Origin of the sequence: Photobacterium andalusiense (assembly GCF_900185625.1) — a bacterium.
GTDB lineage: Bacteria > Pseudomonadota > Gammaproteobacteria > Enterobacterales > Vibrionaceae > Photobacterium > Photobacterium aquimaris.
Genome location: NZ_FYAJ01000003.1, coordinates 100702 through 120052, shown reverse-complemented (window position 1 = coordinate 120052; position 19351 = coordinate 100702). Strand labels below are relative to the sequence as shown.

16 protein-coding genes and 2 tRNA genes are annotated in these 19351 nt (G+C 39.0%); 14 read left to right on the top strand and 4 right to left on the bottom strand.

Annotated elements, in window-relative coordinates; genetic code table 11:
• Window positions 1–126: 126 nt before the first annotated feature.
• The gene (locus PAND9192_RS09685) at window positions 127–747 is read right to left on the bottom strand and encodes a LysE family translocator (RefSeq protein WP_087853637.1); all 621 of its coding nucleotides are present in this window, start codon (window positions 745–747) and stop codon (window positions 127–129) included.
• A gap of 339 nt (window positions 748–1086) precedes the next feature.
• Here PAND9192_RS09685 and PAND9192_RS09680 point away from each other — a divergent pair, with 339 nt between their 5' ends.
• Window positions 1087–1725: a deoxynucleoside kinase gene (locus PAND9192_RS09680; RefSeq protein WP_087853636.1), complete on the top strand. Its 639-nt coding sequence runs from the start codon at window positions 1087–1089 to the stop codon at window positions 1723–1725.
• Between the two features lie 58 nt (window positions 1726–1783).
• Here the strand turns inward: PAND9192_RS09680 and PAND9192_RS09675 are convergent, their stop codons facing one another.
• Window positions 1784–2818 carry an ABC transporter substrate-binding protein gene (locus tag PAND9192_RS09675; protein WP_087853635.1) on the bottom strand — a complete coding sequence of 345 codons (1035 nt, stop codon included), beginning with the start codon at window positions 2816–2818 and terminating at the stop codon, window positions 1784–1786.
• Window positions 2819–3005: 187 nt separating this feature from the next.
• Here PAND9192_RS09675 and PAND9192_RS09670 point away from each other — a divergent pair, with 187 nt between their 5' ends.
• The 5 genes from PAND9192_RS09670 (at window position 3006) to PAND9192_RS09645 (ending at window position 6934) form a co-directional block, all read left to right on the top strand.
• Window positions 3006–4286, top strand: a complete 1281-nt coding sequence (locus tag PAND9192_RS09670) for an NAD(P)/FAD-dependent oxidoreductase (RefSeq protein ID WP_087853634.1) — start codon at window positions 3006–3008, stop codon at window positions 4284–4286.
• 104 nt (window positions 4287–4390) lie between these two features.
• On the top strand, window positions 4391–4738 hold the full coding sequence (locus PAND9192_RS09665; RefSeq protein ID WP_087853633.1) for a RidA family protein: 348 nt from the start codon (window positions 4391–4393) through the stop codon (window positions 4736–4738).
• 162 nt (window positions 4739–4900) lie between these two features.
• Window positions 4901–4991 (top strand) — tRNA-Ser (locus tag PAND9192_RS09660).
• Window positions 4992–5031: 40 nt separating this feature from the next.
• Window positions 5032–5108, top strand: a tRNA-Asp gene (locus PAND9192_RS09655).
• A 1181-nt stretch (window positions 5109–6289) separates the two neighbouring features.
• Window positions 6290–6934, top strand: coding sequence for a DUF1919 domain-containing protein (locus tag PAND9192_RS09645; protein ID WP_087853631.1), 645 nt, complete (start codon window positions 6290–6292; stop codon window positions 6932–6934).
• A gap of 320 nt (window positions 6935–7254) precedes the next feature.
• Here the strand turns inward: PAND9192_RS09645 and PAND9192_RS09640 are convergent, their stop codons facing one another.
• Both PAND9192_RS09640 and PAND9192_RS09635 read right to left on the bottom strand, forming a co-directional pair.
• Window positions 7255–8883 carry an AMP-binding protein gene (locus PAND9192_RS09640; RefSeq protein ID WP_200817816.1) on the bottom strand — a complete coding sequence of 543 codons (1629 nt, stop codon included), beginning with the start codon at window positions 8881–8883 and terminating at the stop codon, window positions 7255–7257.
• A 278-nt stretch (window positions 8884–9161) separates the two neighbouring features.
• Complete coding sequence (locus PAND9192_RS09635) at window positions 9162–10415, bottom strand: leucine-rich repeat-containing protein kinase family protein (protein WP_087853629.1); 1254 nt, start codon at window positions 10413–10415, stop codon at window positions 9162–9164.
• A gap of 220 nt (window positions 10416–10635) precedes the next feature.
• On the opposite strand from PAND9192_RS09635, the gene PAND9192_RS09630 reads away from it, so the two are divergent.
• From PAND9192_RS09630 to PAND9192_RS09595, 8 genes are all read left to right on the top strand, one after another.
• Window positions 10636–11361: a L,D-transpeptidase family protein gene (locus PAND9192_RS09630; RefSeq protein ID WP_234999059.1), complete on the top strand. Its 726-nt coding sequence runs from the start codon at window positions 10636–10638 to the stop codon at window positions 11359–11361.
• A 130-nt stretch (window positions 11362–11491) separates the two neighbouring features.
• Complete coding sequence (locus tag PAND9192_RS09625; RefSeq protein ID WP_087853627.1) at window positions 11492–11953, top strand: TetR family transcriptional regulator; 462 nt, start codon at window positions 11492–11494, stop codon at window positions 11951–11953.
• 226 nt (window positions 11954–12179) lie between these two features.
• Window positions 12180–13613, top strand: a complete 1434-nt coding sequence (locus tag PAND9192_RS09620; RefSeq protein ID WP_087853626.1) for a TolC family protein — start codon at window positions 12180–12182, stop codon at window positions 13611–13613.
• Window positions 13613–14587: an HlyD family secretion protein gene (locus PAND9192_RS09615; RefSeq protein ID WP_087853625.1), complete on the top strand. Its 975-nt coding sequence runs from the start codon at window positions 13613–13615 to the stop codon at window positions 14585–14587. The genes PAND9192_RS09620 and PAND9192_RS09615 overlap by 1 nt, the downstream gene beginning before the upstream one ends.
• A 4-nt stretch (window positions 14588–14591) precedes the next feature.
• Entirely contained in the window at window positions 14592–15776 is a 1185-nt protein-coding gene (locus tag PAND9192_RS09610; RefSeq protein WP_087853843.1) for an ABC transporter permease, read from the top strand.
• A complete protein-coding gene (locus PAND9192_RS09605; RefSeq protein ID WP_087853624.1) occupies window positions 15763–16914 on the top strand; it encodes an ABC transporter permease in 1152 nt (383 codons plus the stop codon). The genes PAND9192_RS09610 and PAND9192_RS09605 overlap by 14 nt, the downstream gene beginning before the upstream one ends.
• Window positions 16915–17100: 186 nt before the next feature.
• Window positions 17101–17556, top strand: a complete 456-nt coding sequence (locus PAND9192_RS09600) for an outer membrane lipoprotein (RefSeq protein WP_087853842.1) — start codon at window positions 17101–17103, stop codon at window positions 17554–17556.
• A 422-nt stretch (window positions 17557–17978) separates the two neighbouring features.
• Window positions 17979–19265 carry an MFS transporter gene (locus PAND9192_RS09595; RefSeq protein ID WP_087853623.1) on the top strand — a complete coding sequence of 429 codons (1287 nt, stop codon included), beginning with the start codon at window positions 17979–17981 and terminating at the stop codon, window positions 19263–19265.
• Window positions 19266–19351 lie beyond the last annotated feature (86 nt).

Genomic DNA, 19351 nt, shown 5'->3' with positions numbered 1-19351 from the left:
GCGTCTGGAATATCTAACCTAGATGCAATAAGTATGAATAATCGGTTTGCACGCCGAGGGTCGCGCTGATTTTCAGAATGGCAAGTCCCTATCTCGCTCGTAACCTCACTGTAGGGAATGACGGGATTATTTATTTACCGCTAAATAGGCCCCTGCTGCAATCATAATACCGCCAGCCGTTTGGTTTAGACGCTGTTGTGCAGTTGGCGTTTTGATCACTTTTGCTAATCGTGAAGCGCCATAAGCAACGAGCATAATCGCCGCCATTAATGCGATAGAAGATAAGATCGAAACTAAAACAATATCACTGCGATTTAAGCGAGTTAAATCAATAAAAGTCGGTAAGAATGAGACATAGAACAAAATCACTTTAGGATTTGATGCTGAAATCAAAAAACCATGTCCAAAGCTGGCTAAGGCTGTTTGTTGGGGTTTTTGTTGTTCAGTATGCGGCTGATTGTGTGTAAATGCAGTTATCATCTTATAGCCAAGATAGATTAAATAGCCGGCACCGAGGTAGCGAATAATTATAAATACTTCTGACCAATTTTCAGCAATGGTGGCTAATCCAAAACAAGCAAGTTGTAAGTAAAGTAAATCACTGCATACCATGCCTAATGCCATCATGATACATTTTGTGGGGCCTTCTACCATTGCTTTAGCTAGAATGGCAAATACGCCAGGACCTGGTGTGATCGCAAAAATGAAAATAGCACCAAAGAACGCGATTGCAGCCTCAAATGACATTAAGTTATCTCAGAATAGGAATATTTTGTGAATGCTATCATGAGGTCGCTATTTTACAATCTCATTTTATATAAGCAGTATATTACTGTCTAAGTTATCGTTTGGCTCAATGTGATTCTTTGCTACCGAGTAAAGTGTTGCTAAATGGATATTGATGCTAGTTTTAGTTCTACTTTGGCGCTCAAAGCATACTGTTTTGGTTTATTAATCACCAAACAGTATATAAGGGATGGTTTTTTGCGGCGTTTAGTTTCAGAATGTCGGCTTTATAGCATTGGTAAACGTTAATAGAATCAAAGCATGGTTCTTTTATCGCTAAGCCTTTAGAGGGAAAGATTCTTGGATAAGCCTCAAATTATATGTGTAGAAGGTAATATCGGTGCCGGTAAATCGACATTACTCCCTCAACTCGCAACAGCACTAAACGCGACAGCTATTTTAGAGCCTGTAGATTCTGATCCTGAATTTCAACATTTATTAGGTGAATTTACACGCGATCCTTTTGACGTTACTGCGCGCAGCAATTTTCAATGTTATATCACAGCACAACGCGCTGAGTTACTGAATAATTTGAATCCCAAAGGGGTTTATATTATTGAACGTTCTCTGCTGAGTGATTTGGTCTTTACTCATGCTTGTATTGCTAATTACAACAACACCGCTGAAGACATAGCCAAACATATGGCGTGTTATCAGCATTTGATCAGCCAAATTAATCAATATCCAACCATTGATTATTGTATTTATTTAAAGACAGATCCGAAAGTGGCTTATCAGCGTATGCGTCAGCGTGGACGTGTAGAAGAGATGGGATTAGATCTTGGCTATATTAGTGATATCGATGCCTTTCATGATGCGGTATTACCTCAAGCATGTCGCAAAATGGGCACTAAACTGATTTATATTGATTGGAACCAACCGAGTGTAATTAGCGATCTATTGCCACAATTGAATGCTGCAGGTTTAGTTATTAACTAATCGAGTGCTGTAAACGCAAGAGGCTACAGTTAATGGTTAACCGTAGCCTCTTAGCTAATTAGCTTTTTAGCATTTGCCAGTATTTTTGGTAAATATTTACTGCTTCGCCAACGTCATCAGTGAACTCACCATTATTGACTTGCTCGTCAGTTGGGAAAATCATTGGATCGGTTTGTAATTCTGTTGGTAAAAACTTCTTTGCCAGTTTATTTGGCGCAGGGAATCCAAGTTCTTCAACAATTTTGGCTTGGTTTTCAGGTCGCATAAAGAAATCGATAAACTTAAACGCAAGATCTTTATGTTCGCTGCCTTTTGGGACGATAAAATTATCCATCCACAAAATTGCGCCATCTGTTGGATAAACAAACTTCAATTCTGGCATTTCTTTTTTCGCCATAAAGGCATTACCATTCCACTGCATACCTACCATCGCTTCCCCTGTAACATAAGGGACATGAGGTGCATCAGAATTGTAAACCACCACGTTTGAACGCAGTTGACGTAACTTTTCGTAAGCCTGTTTAATTTCAGCTTCGTTAGTGCTGTTAATGCTGTGGCCTTGAGCACGTAATGCCATACCAAACACATCGCGAACATCATCAAGTAACATTACTTGTTGTTCAAAATTAGTGTTCCATAAATCTTTCCAGCTAGTTACCTGATCATTAGTGATCACTTCAGCATTGTAACTAATCCCAGTAACGCCCCACACATAAGGTAATGAGTAATCATTGTTAGGATCGAAAGGTTGTTTCATTAGACCTGAATAGATGTCATTTAAGTGATGCATCTTGCTTTTATCAATTTTTGCAAGCATGCCTTCACGAGCCATTTTTTCAATAAAATACGTTGATGCAAATGCAACATCATAACCCTTGCCATCAAGTAACTTGAGCTTGGTGTACATTGATTCATTATTATCAAACGTAGAGTAGTTGACAGTGACATCATATTCTTTTTCAAAGGCTTTGATTACATCTGTTGGCATATACTCTGCCCAGTTGTAAACGTTAAGCACATCATTTGCTGCCGAAACATTAAATGCTGAAAGTGCGAATGCTAGTGTGGTCACCCCTTTGAATATTTTCTTCATGTTATTAATTCCTAATTGACCAGGTAAGTCAGATCTGAGCGCGGATATTAGAGTTAACTATTAAAGTGTCAAAATTTATAGTTATAACTTATGACACTGATCACATTAATAAATTGCTTGTACAGCTTTAAGAGTCGTGACATTATCCGCGCGATTTTTAACCTGTATTTTTTTGTGGGCAATTGGAATGTCAATCAGCAGTCAATATATCGATAGTTACTACCAAGCAACCGTTAATGCGTTACCAGAACAACCAATACTTGATCAAGCAATTGAAGCCGATGTTTGTATTATTGGTGGCGGTATGACGGGGTTAAATGCCGCGATTGAATTACGTCAAAAAGGATTCTCTGTTGTGGTGCTTGAATCACAACGTTTAGCATGGGGAGGCTCTGGACGTAATGGTGGTCAGTGTTTAGTGGGTTATTGCCTTGGGTTACGTGAAGTGGATGAAACATACGGACCTGAGTGGGGCAAACAACTATGGGATCTTTCTTGTGAAGCGATTGATATTGCTCGCGATCGGATTGAGAAATTTAATATTGATTGTGATTTTCAACAAGGCTATATCGAATTAGCATTGAAGAAAAGCCAAGAAACAGAATTAAAATCTTGGCATGATCTTAAGCAAGGTCGTTATGATTATCCAAGTGCGAGTTGGTGGGATAAAGATAAAGTTAATCAAGTAGCGCATACTGAACGCTATTTAGGTGGGCTTTATGATTCAAACAGTGCTCATATGCATCCACTAAATTACACTCTTGGTTTAGCGCAAGCTGCATTAAGTTTAGGGGCGACTATTTTTGAAAATACGCCAGCAGTTAAACTTGATAAAGGTAATCCACACATTATCCATACCCCTAAAGGTCAGGTTAAAGCGAAACAAGTGTTATTAGCTTGTAATGCCTATTTAGATGGATTACACCGTAAAGCACAAAGTGTTGTATTGCCTGTTGTGTCATATATCGGTGTAACCGAACAATTGGGTGATCGTCAACCTATCAGTAATATGATGGCAATGTCAGATTTAAATAACAGCCTTGACTATTATCGTCCAACTCCTGATGGCCGTATTTTATTTGGTGGTGTTAATCATCCATTTAATGGTGAGTATAGCGATTCAAGTGAGCGTTTACGCCAGCGAATGATCACGGTGTTCCCACAACTTGCTGATGTAAAAATGGAATACCATTGGGGCGGTCTATTTGCGGTAACACGTTCTTACATGCCACAAATTGATCACTTAGGGAACGATATTTATGTTGCTCATGGTTATACTGGTCATGGTGTCGGATTAACCAATATCGCAGGTAAAGTGGTTGCTGAAGCAATGGCTGGCACGGCTGAACGTTTTGATGTATTTGCTAAAATTAAGCATGGTTGGATTCCAACCCCTGAAGTTTTACGTAAACCTGCACTAGCAATGGCTATCTGGAAAGCACGTTTAGAAGATTCACTAGGTAAATAATTAAAATTTATTTGCAATAAAATACAAAAAAGTAAGTTTATTTGCTATCTTGGGGCGGTTAATAGCGAATTATTTGCTTATTTAAACCCATCAGAGAGAGCATTATGATCGAGCGTCAAGAAACGAAAGCCCGTATGAGTCGTATTGTGAAACACAACGGTACTATTTACCTTTGCGGCCAAGTTTGTGCCGATGCAACCAAAGACATTACTGAGCAGACACAAACTATGCTTGATAAAGTGGAAACATTACTTGAGCAAGCGGGCAGTGATAAAGAACACATGCTATCAGCCACTATTTATATTAAAGATATGAGTATGTTTGCTGAGATGAATGCAGTATGGGACAACTGGGTGCCGGCTGGACATGCGCCAGCACGAGCATGTGTTGAAGCTAGCATGGCTCGTGATACTTTATTGGTTGAAATTTCTGTGATTGCCGCTGAAAAGTAATACTACACTTATTTATAATTATAAAAGGTCGACAATATGTCGGCCTTTTTTATACGTAAGTGATGCCAAAACCACACGATAGAATAAAAAACAAGCGATTGATCTTTTTAATGAAATTTTAGCTTTACAGCTAAGGCTAAGCTCGCTATTATTCGCGCCATTGGAGAGATGGCTGAGTGGTTGAAAGCACCGGTCTTGAAAACCGGCATACGTTTATAGCGTATCTAGGGTTCAAATCCCTATCTCTCCGCCATATTCTAGAAATTTGATTTGATCGAGTTTCATACAGAATTGGAGCGGTAGTTCAGTTGGTTAGAATACCGGCCTGTCACGCCGGGGGTCGCGGGTTCGAGTCCCGTCCGCTCCGCCAACACAACGAAGCCTCGTCAGTAATGACGGGGCTTTTTTACATCTGGAATATTTAACCTAGATGCAAAAAGTTTGAATGTTCGGTCTGTCACACCGAGGGTCGCGCTGATTTTCGGAATGGCAAGTCCCGTCCGCTTCACAACACAACGAAGCCTCGTCAGCAATGTGAGGATTTTTTGCATCTGGAATATTTAACCTAGATGCAAAAAGTTTGAATGTTCGGTCTGTCACACCGAGGGTCGCGCTGATTTTCGGAATGGCAAGTCCCGTCCGCTTCACAACACAACGAAGCCTCGTCAGCAATGTGAGGATTTTTTGCATCTGGAATATCTAACTTAGATGCAATAAATTTGAATAATCGGTTTGCACGCCGAGGGTCGCGCTGATTTTCGGAATGGCAAGTCCCGTCCGCTTCACAACACAACGAAGCCTCGTCAGCAATGTGAGGCTTTTTTGCATCTGGAATATCTAACCTAGATGCAATAAGTATGAATAATCGGTTTGCACGCCGAGGGTCGCGCTGATTTTCGGAATGGCAAGTCCCGTCCGCTTCACAACACAACGAAGCCTCGTCAGCAATGTGAGGATTTTTTGCATCTGGAATATTTAACCTAGATGCAATAAGTTTGAATGTTCGGTCTGTCACACCGAGGGTCGCGCTGATTTTCGGAATGGCAAGTCCCGTCCGCTTCACAACACAACGAAGCCTCGTCAGTAATGTGAGGATTTTTTGCATCTGGAATATCTAACCTAGATGCAATAAGTATGAATAATCGGTTTGCACGCCGAGGGTCGCGCTGATTTTCGGAATGGCAAGTCCCGTCCGCTTCACAACACAACGAAGCCTCGTCAGCAATGTGAGGATTTTTGTCTTTGGAATTTCCAACGTTAGTTGTAATAAGTATTAGAATGAATAGTTATTCGATAACGCAGGTTTAGATTGTTGTGCGTAATTGTGCTGATTTTTAGAGTAAATAACAATAATTGATATTAGTAATTAGTTTTATTGTTATATATAAAAAATCAATTTAATTGCACTTCTAATATATAAATTTGTTTTATATTATTTATTTGTTTTATTCGCTGGTAACTTATACAATAAGAAAAATTCCCAGTTATTATTATAGTGAGTATTAAACAATATCACTTATATAGTCTAATTATGTTTTAAAGGTTTAATTGATGATTCAACGCGTTATATCTTATATCTATAAAAGAACATTATATAAAGTTTATCGTTCTCATGTTAATAAGAAATTACAAGCAAGATTGAAGAATAAAAACTTTAGCTTGATCTCTAATAACTGTATCGGTGGTCTTACTTGCAGTGATTTAGCTCAGCCTTTTAATTCACCAACTGTGGGTTGTTTTTTCTATTCAGATTGTTATCTGAAGTTTTGTGAAAACCTTAAATATTATTTATCATTAGAATTAGAACAAGCGACAAGTTCTAAGTATATTGATTCTTATCCTTATATTTTGGGTAAGTTAGGTGATATTGAAATTCATTTTATTCATGACTCATCTTTTGCTGAAGTAAAAGAAAAATGGGAACGTAGAAAAAAACGTGTTGATTTCGATAACTTGTTTTTTGTCATGTCTGATCGTGATATTTGCGATGAAGGCGATATTGAGCGATTTTTACGCTTAGATGACGGTAAATCAGTGTTCTTCGGTGCGCGTAAACGTTCAAATTTAGATAACTTTGTTCATTGTTATAATGAGAAAGGTGAAATCACCACTCAATTCTTTGCAATGTACCGTGTACATGAGAAATATTTTGATATGGTTGAATGGTTAAATACCAAGCGAATCGTTATCTATTAATATTTCATGCATGATACTAATTCAAGAAAACCAATAACTTGAATTAGTATCAGCTATCATTTGATTTAATTTAAGTATTGCAACAGAGTTATACCGTAACAACATCTCTTTTATAAACAGTATTAATGATATGTTTAATGTTGTTATATAACACCTATAGTTTTTTATTGAAGAACAAATAAAATATATTTAGACAATTAACATAGTTAGACAAATGTTGATATTTACTGATGTAAAATTGACTTATTATTGTTTTTAAATTGACACAAAATATATATTTTAATTATTCTCAATTGTAGAAGTAAAAATATTAATAGTAGTTATTGTTGCCAATGGATAATTTGTTCATTATTCCAATTATTATCAATATCAGCATAATGTTGTTCTAATACATGACGTTTAATTTTTAGCGTTGGAGTTAAGATACCATTTTCAATACTCCATGGTTCTTTAATCATTAAGATACCTTTGATTTTTTGATGGGACTCTAACTCGTTATTTATTTGAGCTAAAACGCCCACAAGCTTTTTTTCATAACGTTGATGATTAAGCTGAGGATAATTATGGGCAATGGCTAAAAGTATTGGTGCAGACATTCCAGAGCCTATCAGGCACACCATTTCAAAGTTACCTAACTCCATCAAGCGCTTTTCTATCGGTACAGGTGAAACAAATTTCCCTTTAGCTGTTTTGAACGTGTCTTTTTTACGCCCTTGAATGGTTAAATAACCGTCATTATCTAACTCACCAATATCACCGGTATAGAGCCAGCCATCATTATCAAAGCTTGCTTGCGTTGCTTGAGAGTTATTGTAATAGCCGCTAAATAATCCTTTACTACGCACTAATATCTCTTTATCTGTAGCTATTTTGAGTTCAATGCCTGGACCTGCATTGCCGACTGTGCCAATTTTATCGCTACGGTAAGGATGGTTGAGAGTACCGTAAGCAAATGACTCTGTCATTCCCCATGCTTCAGTAATATTAAGACCAATACTTTCATACCAACGTAATAAACCTGCTGAGACGGGGGCTGAACCACAGCCAAGCACTCGCGCTTGATCAAGTCCTAACCCTTGCGCTAATTTACGCTTAATGAAGGTTGATACTAAGGGAAGACCCAACAGAAAATTCAATTTAGCAGGAGGGAGTTTATCTTGTATACGTTGTTGAAATAAGGTCCATAGTCGCGGCACCGAAACAAAAATTGTTGGACGATGCATTTTTACATCATCAATAAAAGTTTCAAGCGATTCTGGAAACGCAACTTGTAATCCAGACATAATTGAAGATCCAAAAATATAAACTCGCTCAGTAATATGGGCTAATGGTAGATATGAAAACAAGCGTTCATTGTCTTCTAAGCCAATATGTTCAATGATTTTTCGTGATGACCATACAAATGCGCCGTAAGTGAGCATCGCACCTTTAGGCAACCCTGATGTGCCGGATGTATACACAATCGACATTAAATCAGTGTCATGATGTGAACAACGTTCTGAGGTCGGTAAATACTGCTCAATTAACGCATTGAATTGATATTGGCATGTTGGAGTGCCTGGATAAGAAAAAGCAACCGTGGGGATATTAGCATGGGTGGCTACGACATTATTAATGGCACTTGGGCTGTCAAGTTTACCAATAATAATCAATTTAGCTTCACTATGCTCAATACAATGGGCGATAGTATCAGCGCCTGCGGTCGGAAAAATAGGCACACTGACATAACCGCCAAGCATCATTGCTAAGTCGCAAATAAACCACTCGGCACAGTTTTTAGAAATCAAAGCAATGCGATCACCTTGTTGAAGGCCTAATTGCTGAAATGCGGTGACTAAACGTTGGGCTTTATCTGCAACACTGGCGTAGGTGTAGTTAACAAATTGACGATTGATGATTTGTTTTAAATAAATATCGGTAGGACGTTCATTAGCCCATTTGATAATCATGTCAGCAGGTGTTTGCAGTTGAGCCATAAGCACTCCGTTTAACAAATGGATCATTGATTGCCAAGTGTTACTATAATGTTAAATCTAGGCTGTTATCTAAGTTGACGTCAAGTAAGATTATGCTAATTGTTTAGTATTATTAGCAGTTGAGTTGAATTAAGCTTGGTATTCTATTGAATTGTAAAGTTTTATTTGTGTGTGTATTAAGCTATACGCTTACTCAATTTATGTGACCTGTATAAATTGAGTAAGGCCTGGTAACTGGAAATTAATGATAATTAACCCACAATATAATGCTGGGCTTGAGTGTATAATTGTTGATATTCAAGTGTGTGTTGATCATCAATTTGGCAAATCGACAGCAAATCTTCGATAAAATACCCTACAGCACGCCATTCGATCGCCGCAATTTTTTGTTGCTGCTCAAGCGCTAAGTCATCATAAATCGATGCTGCACCAAAATCGCCCACCAAAATATTGGCATTGTCGTCAACTAGAACGTTATGCGCATAGATATCACCATGAGCAACACCTTGCTGTTGCATATGAGTAATAACGGCGATCATTTGTTCAACAATCGTCACGATAGCGGCAATTGACAGTGTAAATTGCGCTGGGAAGGTATCGCGAGTACAAGTTACTAATGTCGGTGGTAAGCCTAGATTGTGATAATGCGCTGGAATTAATGCCATGATCAAGGCGAGATAATTGGGTTCATTCACTTGCGCTAATGAAGCTACTAAGTTTGGATGTGCGCCTGTTTTTAAACATGCATTTAATTCATCTTGCGGGTAACCATCAGAGGTAACTTGCCCTTTAAAAACCTTAACGGCAATTTCATTATCAAGTTGATGCGGGTTTGACAGCCATTGTGCCAATGAAATAACTCCTGAAGCCCCTTGGCCTAATACTTTATCAAGTTGGTAATCACTTGATGCAACATAAGGCAGTGGATGATTGACTTGCTGGTTGCGGTTAAAATCATTACCTGAAAAAGCAAGCCATGCCAGTTTAGGTAAATCAAGCAATTGGTTTGGAAATGCAGTTAATGCATTAGCGGATAAACGTATTAATTGTAAGTTAAGCAACTTACTCATAGAAAGTGGTAGTGCAGTTAATGCATTACCTGCTAACGCTAATTTTTGTAAATGGATACAGTCACCAAGCGCCTCGGGAAGAGCGGTGATGTTATTATCAGTTAAAATTAGCCAGCGTAATTTTTTTGGCAAAGCATTGGCCGTAACGGTGGTAATTTGGTTGGATTTAAAGCCGATCATTTCCAAATTAGGGCATGCACCTAACACTGGCGGTAATTCTGTAAAACAGTTATTGGAAATAAAAATAATACGTAATTTGGTTAATTGACTGAAACTATCAGGCAAATGTGTTAACTGATTATTGGTTAGATCTAACACTTCTAAGCAGTCTGCAAGCGTTAGAATCTCTGTTGGAAATTGGGTTAGCTGCTCACTTAATGTTAAATGAGTGATGCCTTTAAGCTGGCCTGAGCGTAGTTGTTCTAACGTATGCAAAATTGTCTCATTGATGAATAGATATAATTTATGATAGCTATTGTAAAGATTTTAGAAGGTTAGATCACTGTCGTGGTGTAAGTTTACACTTAATCTGTAATGTGAAGACAAAGTGATGGTTATTTAATCAATAATTCAGGTAAACTAGCGCGATTCAAGTTGGTCATTATGTTAATTAGCGCATTGTTGTGCGCGTAGAGAAATTATCATTGAGGGTTGTGTGCTAAAGAGAGTTATTTGTCCATTAATGTTAGTGTTAACACCAACCGGTGATGCATTAGCTGAGTCGTTATATATTCCATCGCCATCATCAACATATGCACTATATCCACCAACAGGTAGCCGTACAATTACTGATGTCATGGAACGTTATACGCCTTTTGTTGAGCCAAGATTAAAACGCTATTTTGAAAACGTAGGCTTAACTTATCCTCCTCAAAATATTGCTTTATTTGCAATGAAACAGGAACGTAATGTTGAACTGTGGGCGCAAGAAAAAGGTAAATGGTCTTATGTTAAGCGTTACGATATTCAAAAAATGAGTGGTCATATGGGGCCTAAAATGCGCGAAGGTGATAAACAGGTACCGGAAGGTGTTTATCAAGTATCGCTGTTGAATCCAAATAGCCGTTACCATTTATCGATGAAGCTCAATTATCCCAATGAATTTGATCGTAAATATGCCCAATTAGAGGGGCGAACATCACCTGGCAGTAATATTTTTATTCATGGTAAAGAAGCTTCAGTTGGATGTTTAGCCATGGGCGACTATGCGATTGAAGAGCTGTTTTTATTAGCTGAACGAACAGGGATTGATAATATCGAAGTATTAATTAGTCCCCATGATCCTAGAAAAGGTAAATTGCTGGCAGCCAACACTCAACCTTATTGGACTAAAATTTTATACCGTGATATTGAACAACATGCGCGTAAATTTAATCGTTAATTATGCGGTAAACCCCTAGTTAACCGAAAAACATTTTGTAATACTACAGCGAACCAATATTCTTGACGTTATTATTGAGCGTCAAGGATATTACCGTTGCATAAAATGATTAAAACAGAGTCAACGCATTATGCCAAAGCGTAGTAAAGAAGACACCGAAATCACCATTCAGACCATTATGGATGCAGTGATAGAGCAAATACTGACGTTAGGTTACGATAAAATGTCGTACACCACTTTGAGTAACCAAACCGGAATATCAAGAACAGGTATTAGCCACCACTTTCCTAAGAAGCAAGATTTTGCGCATGCACTTGATGGGCGCATTTATCATCTTTTTGTTGATAAATTGGATCTCGCTGGTGATTTGCAGGCATTTTCAACCAGTTGGTCTGAGGCACTAGAAGATGAAAATTTTCGCGCTATTTTGCGATTATTGTTTCACCATATCTCTTCTGCTGAAACGTCACATGAATTTGCTCACCGTGGAATTGAGCGTTTATTTACTTTATGTGAACAACGTTACGGTAAACAAAGTATTGCTGAATTAGAGTGTTTATTAGGACGTTCATTAATTCGTTTAGCCCGTTAATTATTATTGATTTGATTACAGTACGTTTTACGACTAAATATTAATAGCCCACATTATTGTGGGCTATTTTGTTTGTTGCTTTAAATAACGTTATTATTTATGTCAGCAAAATAACTCTTTAAAATAAAATAATTATTAGAGAGTCTATTAAAATTTATTTTTTTAGAGTATATGCTCTGTATTTGTGATAATGCATTGGCAAGAAAAAGAGGATAAGGGTTAATACATGAGAATAAGGCCATTGATGGTAAAGCAATTGACAATTGCACTATTGGCAATTGTACCGACAGTGCATGCTGCGCCAGTGAGTTTTAATGATGCCTGGCATACTGTAGTGACAACAAATGATGGCTTAGCCGCTGATCGTGCCAGTGTTGAACAAGCGCAATATATGCAAGATGCCGCTAAAGATCTGTATTTGCCCAAAGTGACTATTGGTGCCAATTACACCCGTTTAGATAATGACATTAAATTGTCCCCTTCCGATGTTTTTGACAGCATGCCTGCTTCAAATACAGCTGCAGGCCAAGCCCTTAATAAAATTATTGCTGATCTTACACAAGCGACAGGCACTGATTTTAATTCGTTATTTACTGCTAATATCTCTGATCGTGATGTGTTTACCAGTTCGATTCGTGCGATTTGGCCGATTTTTACTGGTGGACGAATTAGCGCAGCCCAAGATATTGCCGAGGGCAAAACAGACCAAGCCAAATACATGCTAGCGATGCAGCAACAAGCCAAATTTGAAGATTTATCGCGTTTTTATTTTGGGGTCGTCTTAGCTAAAAATGTCTTACAAACTCGCACTGAAGTAGAAAATGGCTTAAAACGGCATTATCAAGATGCAGTGAAACTTGAGCAACAAGGCCAAATTGCGCGAGTTGAACGTCTACAAGCGCAAGCTGCTTACGATAAAGCTAAAGTTGAGCGTCAGAAATCATTACGAGATTTAGAAATAGCCCAAGTAGCATTAACGCAGCTATTAAAACAGTCTACCCCTGCGACACCTTCGACAGGATTATTTATTAATAATTCGTTGCCACCAATGTCAGCATTTGTAGATAAAACCTTAGCAACGTATCCGGGCTTGCGTATTTTAGATGCCAAACGTAAACAAGCGGGTGGGCTGATTGATGTCGAGAAAGGCAAATATTACCCTGAAGTTTATGTCTACGGTGATTATAACTTGCACAATAGCGGCAGTTTAGCTGCAACGATGGCTCCAGATTGGGCTGTTGGTGTTGGTGTGAGTGTACCATTGATTGATAACTCTGGCCGTTCAGGAAAATTAAGTGCAGCCCATTCAATGGTTACCCAAGTCAATCATCTACAAGCGCAAGCACAGCAAGATTTAACCGTCTTGGTTGAAAAAACCTACCGTGAAGCTAAGCAAGCACTAGAAGAATATAACGGTTTAGCATCAAGTTTATCATTGGCTCATGAAAATACGCGTTTACGTGAAAAAGCGTTTGGACAAGGACTATCAACCTCACTTGATGTGGTCGATGCAGAATTGTTTTTAGCCAGTATTAAAACCCAGCGGTTAGCTGCGGCTTATCAATATGTCGCATGTTTAACCCGCTTACTTGCCATTAGTGGCGAAATGAACACATTTAAAAACTATCAGCAACATCAAGGGATCGAGGTCAAATTATAATGAGTAAGTTAAAAGCAATTGCTATAGCTGTTCCTGTTATCGCGGTGGTTGGATGGCTCGGCTATACCTTCTGGCATGCTTACCAACCTCAACCTGAGCGTATGCAAGGTCAAATTGAAGCGCAGCAATATAATATCGCCTCTAAAGTTCCAGGACGTATTGATAAAGTATTAGTTCGTAAAGGTGATGAAGTACAACCAGGGCAATTAATTTTTACTATTTTAAGCCCCGAAATTGATGCGAAATTAGAACAAGCTCAAGCAGGTGAGCAGGCTGCTGGCGCATTAGCACAAGAAGCTGAAAAAGGGGCGCGTATTCAACAAATCGCAGCTGCAAAAGATCAATGGGGTAAAGCCAAAGCGGCGGCTGCTTTAATGCAAAAAACCTATGTTCGAATCAACAACCTTTATAAAGATGGTGTATTAGCAGAACAAAAGCGCGATGAAGTTTACACTCAATGGCAAGCAGCGCAATTTACTGAAAGTGCAGCTTATCAAATGTATCAAATGGCCAAAGAAGGTGCGCGAGTTGAAACGAAACGTGCCGCTCAAGAAAAAGTCAAAATGGCTGCGGGAGCGGTCGCTGAAGTACAAGCGTATGTTGCTGATACTAAAGTGACCAGTTGGCATAAAGGTGAAGTATCACAAGTGCTATTGCATGATGGCGAATTAGCCCCACAAGGTTTTCCTGTGGTGAATATTATCGATATTAGCGATGCCTGGGCGGTGTTTAATGTCCGTGAAGATAAACTGAAAGATTATCAAGAAGGCAAAACTTTTAAGGTTACGATTCCGGCGTTAGGCAATAAAAGTTACCAGCTAAAAGTAACTCATGTTGCTGTGATGGGCGATTTTGCAACTTGGCGAGCAACTGACACTGCCAAAGGTTTTGATATGCGTACATTTGAAGTGGAAGCTCGTCCGACTCAACCTATTGCGGGTTTACGCGTTGGTATGAGTGTCCTTGTTGAGTAATGATATGGCTATTTATTCAGCAATAAAAACCGAATGGCGCACGATTTGGCAAGACCAATGGTTGCGCGCGTTGGTGGTGTGGTTACCTGCAATACTGTTTCTAACAATGTGGGCGATTTTTGCTACTGGTATTGCGCGTAATTTGCCTGTGGGCGTGGTTGATCTCGATCATAGCCAAATGTCGCGTCAATTGACGCGGTATATTGATGCCAGTCCAAGTATGGCGGTTACTCGTCAATTTACGGATGATCATACTGCCAGTGCTGCAATGCGTGCCAATGATATTTATGCGATGGTAGTGATCCCTGATAATTATGAAAAAGACGTTAAGCTTGGTGAAGCGCCACAGATAACGACTTTTTATAATGGTCAATTTATCCTTATCGGTAAACTGATTTCTGCGGCGATGCTGCAAGTTGAAGGCACCTATAACGCCAGTGTTGAGGCAATGAGGAACATGAGTTCTGGTGCGCCTGTCCCTCTGCAAGCATTAGGGCAAGCGGTGCCTATTCGTGCTCAAATCACACCATTGTTCAATAGTAATAGTCATTATGGTCAATTTTTAGTGTCAGCTATTATTCCGTCTATTTGGCAAATATTGATAGTTGCAACTACAGTGTTGGCATTAGTACATGAAGCGCGTGGACAGGGATTGTGGCGTTGGTTAGCACACACTCCATGCCAAAAATTAGTTGGTAAATTACTGGCGTATTCGGGCTTGTTTTTAATTCAAGGTCTGCTGTTTTTATGGTGGATGTATGTGGTGCTTGATTGGCCAATGCATGGTCATTGGGGGATCTTAATTGTTGCCCAAATACTGATGGTGTTTGCTTGCCAGAGCATGGGGAGTTTGATTTATTTTGTAGCGATGGAGGCTCCGCGCGCAATGAGTTTTGTTGCGGCTTATACCGCGCCCGCATTTGCGTTTATGGGGATCACTTTTCCTGCAACTGATATGCCGATTATTGCCAAAATATGGCGTGGATTGTTGCCGGTCAGCCATTATATCGAAGTACAATTACAACAAGTTGATTATGGTACAGGTTGGTATCAAGCATCGCATCAACTGTTGGTGTTAGCGAGCTTTGTGTGTGCCTTATTGTTGGCGATGGGATTAATGTTGATGCATCGCAATAAAGCATTAGCAAAGATATCAACACAACAAGGAGACCATAATGAGCTGGGGTAACTTATTTAAATGTGAACTAAAAGCTATCTTCAGTAATTTCTCGTTATTGTTTACAGTTTTTGGTGGAGTGGTCTTTTATTCGTTTTTATACCCTCTGCCTTATATCAATGAATTACCGCGAGAGCAGCGCGTTGCTGTGGTTAATCTTGATCATAGTCAAATGAGTCGTGAATTAATTCGTATGGTGGATGCAACCCCACAAGTTGCGATCACTGAACATCTTGGCAGTATTAGTGCAGCCAAAGTGGCTTTAGAAGATCGACAAGTCGACGGTATTTTAGTAATTCCAGAGCATTTTTATCGTGATGTGATGATGGGAACCAGTCCTACATTGGCCTATGCTGGCAATGCGGCTCTGTTTTTAGTCTATGGCACCGTGGTTGAAGGTTTAAACGGCGCCGGTAATGCGTTAGGCGTTAAAGCTAAAATAGATCGAATGATGTTAACAGGTGATGGTGCAGTTGAGGCGAGTCAACATGTCACTGCGATGAAACTTAATATGCGGCCTGTATTTAATGTCACTATGGGGTATATCAATTATGTTGTACCAGCAGTGTTTGTGTTGATCCTCCATCAAACCTTATTAATTGGGGTTGGAATGATGGGAGCGACAGAAAATGAAGCACGTACAGCTGGTAAAACAGGCTATTGGGCACAATACCCGATTTGGATGGTAATGGCTGTTCGAGCAATATTGTTTAGCTTAATCTATTTACCATTAGTGATGTATTACTTTGGATTTAGCTATGTTTACTATGGGGTTAATAGGCTGGCATCGATTCATGATTTGATCATGATGACAATACCGTTTTTATTGGCAGTGATCATGTTAGGTATGGTGCTTGGTCAGTTATTACCGCGTTGTGAACTAGTCACATTGGTAGTGTTATTAAGCTCGTTACCGTTAGTTTTTAGTGCTGGATTTATTTGGCCGCCATCAGCGATACCGGCGGCGATTAACTATATTGCACAATTAGCACCGTCTACTGCGGCAATTAATGGCTTTCTTGGACTTAATCAGCTTGGTGCCAGTTTTGCGCAAGAGATTGATCGTTGGGGGCAGTTATGGTTGCAGTTTGTTGGTTTTGCAGCGATCAGCTATTGGTTAATGCGTCGAGCACGGAAATTACGCAGTTAAGATAAATAAAAAAGAGCACATAAGTGCTCTTTTTTTTGCAAATAAATGTACGCTGTTTTATATTATGAGATATCAGTAAATAAGATGTGGCAAATGTTAAATTTACAGCCACACTTATAGGTGAACTTACGTTTAAACTAGTAGGAGGTTGTTTTGAGTCATAAAGAAAAATCAAATAAAAAAGTCATGGTTGCAGTGGCAATGATGTTGTCATTAGGTGTCGTTGGCTGTGCTCAAAACCCTTATGGTGATGCTTACAATGTTGGTGAAGCTCGCACTATGCAAACTGTTTCTACAGGCACAATTACCAAACTTGATGCTGTTACAATGAGCTCTGATGGCGAAAGTACTATCGGTACGCTTGCTGGTGCTGCTATTGGCGGTATTTTAGGTTCAAAGATTGGTGGTGGCTCAGGTTCTGATATTGCCGCAATCGGTGGTGCTCTTGCTGGTGGTGCTTTAGGTAATACTGCTGGTGATGCCGTTGGTAAACGCCAAGGGGTTAACATTGTTATTAAGCTAGATAGTGGACGTACAGTTGCGGTTGTACAGCAAGTGGATCCTAATATGATCTTCCGTGTTGGTCAGCGAGTTGATATTTATCAACAAGGAAGCACAACCCGTGTTGTTCCTGCAAACTAAGCATAAAAGTTGATACATAAAAAAGGCAGTCTTCACTGCCTTTTTTATTGGCTACGATTTGAGAAAATAACGCCAATGTTTGTTTTTTGTTGGTTGGTTGTTTTAAGTGTTTATTTTTTGATATTTTCTTGTGTGTTATTTTGATTGTTTCAGTCTAAATTAGGAGGGATTTTTCGCAAACTATTATGCTGTTAGCAAATCAAATGGTGATCACGATATGCTGTTATTTTAAATTACTAAGTCTATTATTTTGAAAATTGGTATCTATTTTATATTTTATCTGGTCTGATAAGTGCGTTAATCTTGACTGTGAATGAATATTCCAAAGCTCAAATAATAACCGAATAATTAATTTGTAACTAATTGTGTCAAAGAGTACGCTGTGCGCTTTCTAAAATCCCTCTTTGAACGATCCCTATTTGATGAATAATTCAAAACTAGATGCGACTTATAAACGCCTTCGTTGGCAAATAATTATTACTACTTTCTTGACCTATACTGTGATGTATATTTCAAGAAAAGCGTTCGCTGCTGCTGCGCCATTGTTAATGAAAGATCTTGGCATGACCATGGTACAGTTTGGTTTAGCCTCATCGATTTATTATATTCTATACGGCCTTTCAAAATTTAGTTCAGGTCTTTTAGCCGATAGAATTAATCCACGTTTATTTTTAGCACCGGTATTAGTGGTAATTGCTATTATTAACGTTGGTATTGGTATGACCAATAGCGTTAGTATGTTGCTAGCATTGTATTGCTTGACAGCTGTTGTGCAAGGTTGTGGTTTTCCACCTATTGCTAAAGCAATTAGTCAGTGGTATTCAAAATCTGAGCGCGGTGGTTGGTATTCATTATGGAATACATCCCACAATGTTGGTGGTGCATTAGCGCCGTTAATTGCTTCTGCTGTTATTGCCTATACGGGTAATTGGCGTTATGCGTTTTATGTACCAGCAGCGATTACTGCGGTACAAGCTTTGATCGCCGCTATTTTGATGCGCGGTAAACCTGAAAATTACGGTTTACCCAATGTCGGTGTTTGGCGTAACGATACTAAGCAATTAGAGATCAATAAGCGCTCTGAAACTGGTTTATCAATGTGGGTAATGTTTCAACGCTACATTCTAACTAACCCTATTATTTGGTTAGCGATTGGCGGTGACTTATGTATTTATGTGATCCGTACTGTTTCAAGCGACTGGGTTAGCGTTTACTTTGTTGATGTACTGCATTGGGATCTAGTTCGTTCTAACTCATTAGTCGCTTGGTTTGAAGCGGGTGGTATTTTAGGTGGTCTGACATCAGGTATTATTTCTGATAAGTTCTTTGGTGCTGATCGCTGGAAAACAATTTTAATTTACTGCTTTGTATTAATTGCAGGTATGGTGGGTGTTGGTTTTACTATCCATATGAGCTACTTACTTGTTGCGTTATGTTTCTTTGTTATTGGTGCTGGTATTTATGCGCCACAGATGTTGTTTGCACTAGGTATTATTGAAGCCTCACACGCAGATGGTGCCGGTGCTGCAACAGGTCTTAAAGGCGGTGTAACCTATGTTGGTGCTGCGCTTGCTGGTGCGCCAATTGCGATGATTGAAAAAGCATATTCATGGAATGGTGTGTTTGTATTACTTGCCGCTATTGCTGTGACTTTGGTTATTTTGACCTGTGTTATTATTCGTGTTGATAGTAAGCGATTACCAATGTAATTCATTGATATATTAGTGAATAAAAAAAGCGACCATTATGGTCGCTTTTTAGTATCTATCGAAATACAAACTTTGTTGTTAATGTT

Bases quoted from the DNA above. Each gene is read 5' to 3' on its own strand.
- PAND9192_RS09670 (WP_087853634.1), top strand. From the start codon at position 3,006: ATGTCAATCAGCAGTCAATATATCGATAGTTACTACCAAGCAACCGTT.
- PAND9192_RS09595 (WP_087853623.1), top strand. From the start codon at position 17,979: ATGAATAATTCAAAACTAGATGCGACTTATAAACGCCTTCGTTGGCAA.
- PAND9192_RS09665 (WP_087853633.1), top strand. From the start codon at position 4,391: ATGATCGAGCGTCAAGAAACGAAAGCCCGTATGAGTCGTATTGTGAAA.
- PAND9192_RS09625 (WP_087853627.1), top strand. From the start codon at position 11,492: ATGCCAAAGCGTAGTAAAGAAGACACCGAAATCACCATTCAGACCATT.
- PAND9192_RS09685 (WP_087853637.1), bottom strand. From the start codon at position 747: ATGTCATTTGAGGCTGCAATCGCGTTCTTTGGTGCTATTTTCATTTTT.
- PAND9192_RS09600 (WP_087853842.1), top strand. From the start codon at position 17,101: ATGGTTGCAGTGGCAATGATGTTGTCATTAGGTGTCGTTGGCTGTGCT.
- PAND9192_RS09640 (WP_200817816.1), bottom strand. From the start codon at position 8,883: ATGATTATCAAATGGGCTAATGAACGTCCTACCGATATTTATTTAAAA.
- PAND9192_RS09615 (WP_087853625.1), top strand. From the start codon at position 13,613: ATGAGTAAGTTAAAAGCAATTGCTATAGCTGTTCCTGTTATCGCGGTG.
- PAND9192_RS09605 (WP_087853624.1), top strand. From the start codon at position 15,763: ATGAGCTGGGGTAACTTATTTAAATGTGAACTAAAAGCTATCTTCAGT.
- PAND9192_RS09610 (WP_087853843.1), top strand. From the start codon at position 14,592: ATGGCTATTTATTCAGCAATAAAAACCGAATGGCGCACGATTTGGCAA.
- PAND9192_RS09620 (WP_087853626.1), top strand. From the start codon at position 12,180: ATGAGAATAAGGCCATTGATGGTAAAGCAATTGACAATTGCACTATTG.
- PAND9192_RS09645 (WP_087853631.1), top strand. From the start codon at position 6,290: ATGATTCAACGCGTTATATCTTATATCTATAAAAGAACATTATATAAA.
- PAND9192_RS09675 (WP_087853635.1), bottom strand. From the start codon at position 2,818: ATGAAGAAAATATTCAAAGGGGTGACCACACTAGCATTCGCACTTTCA.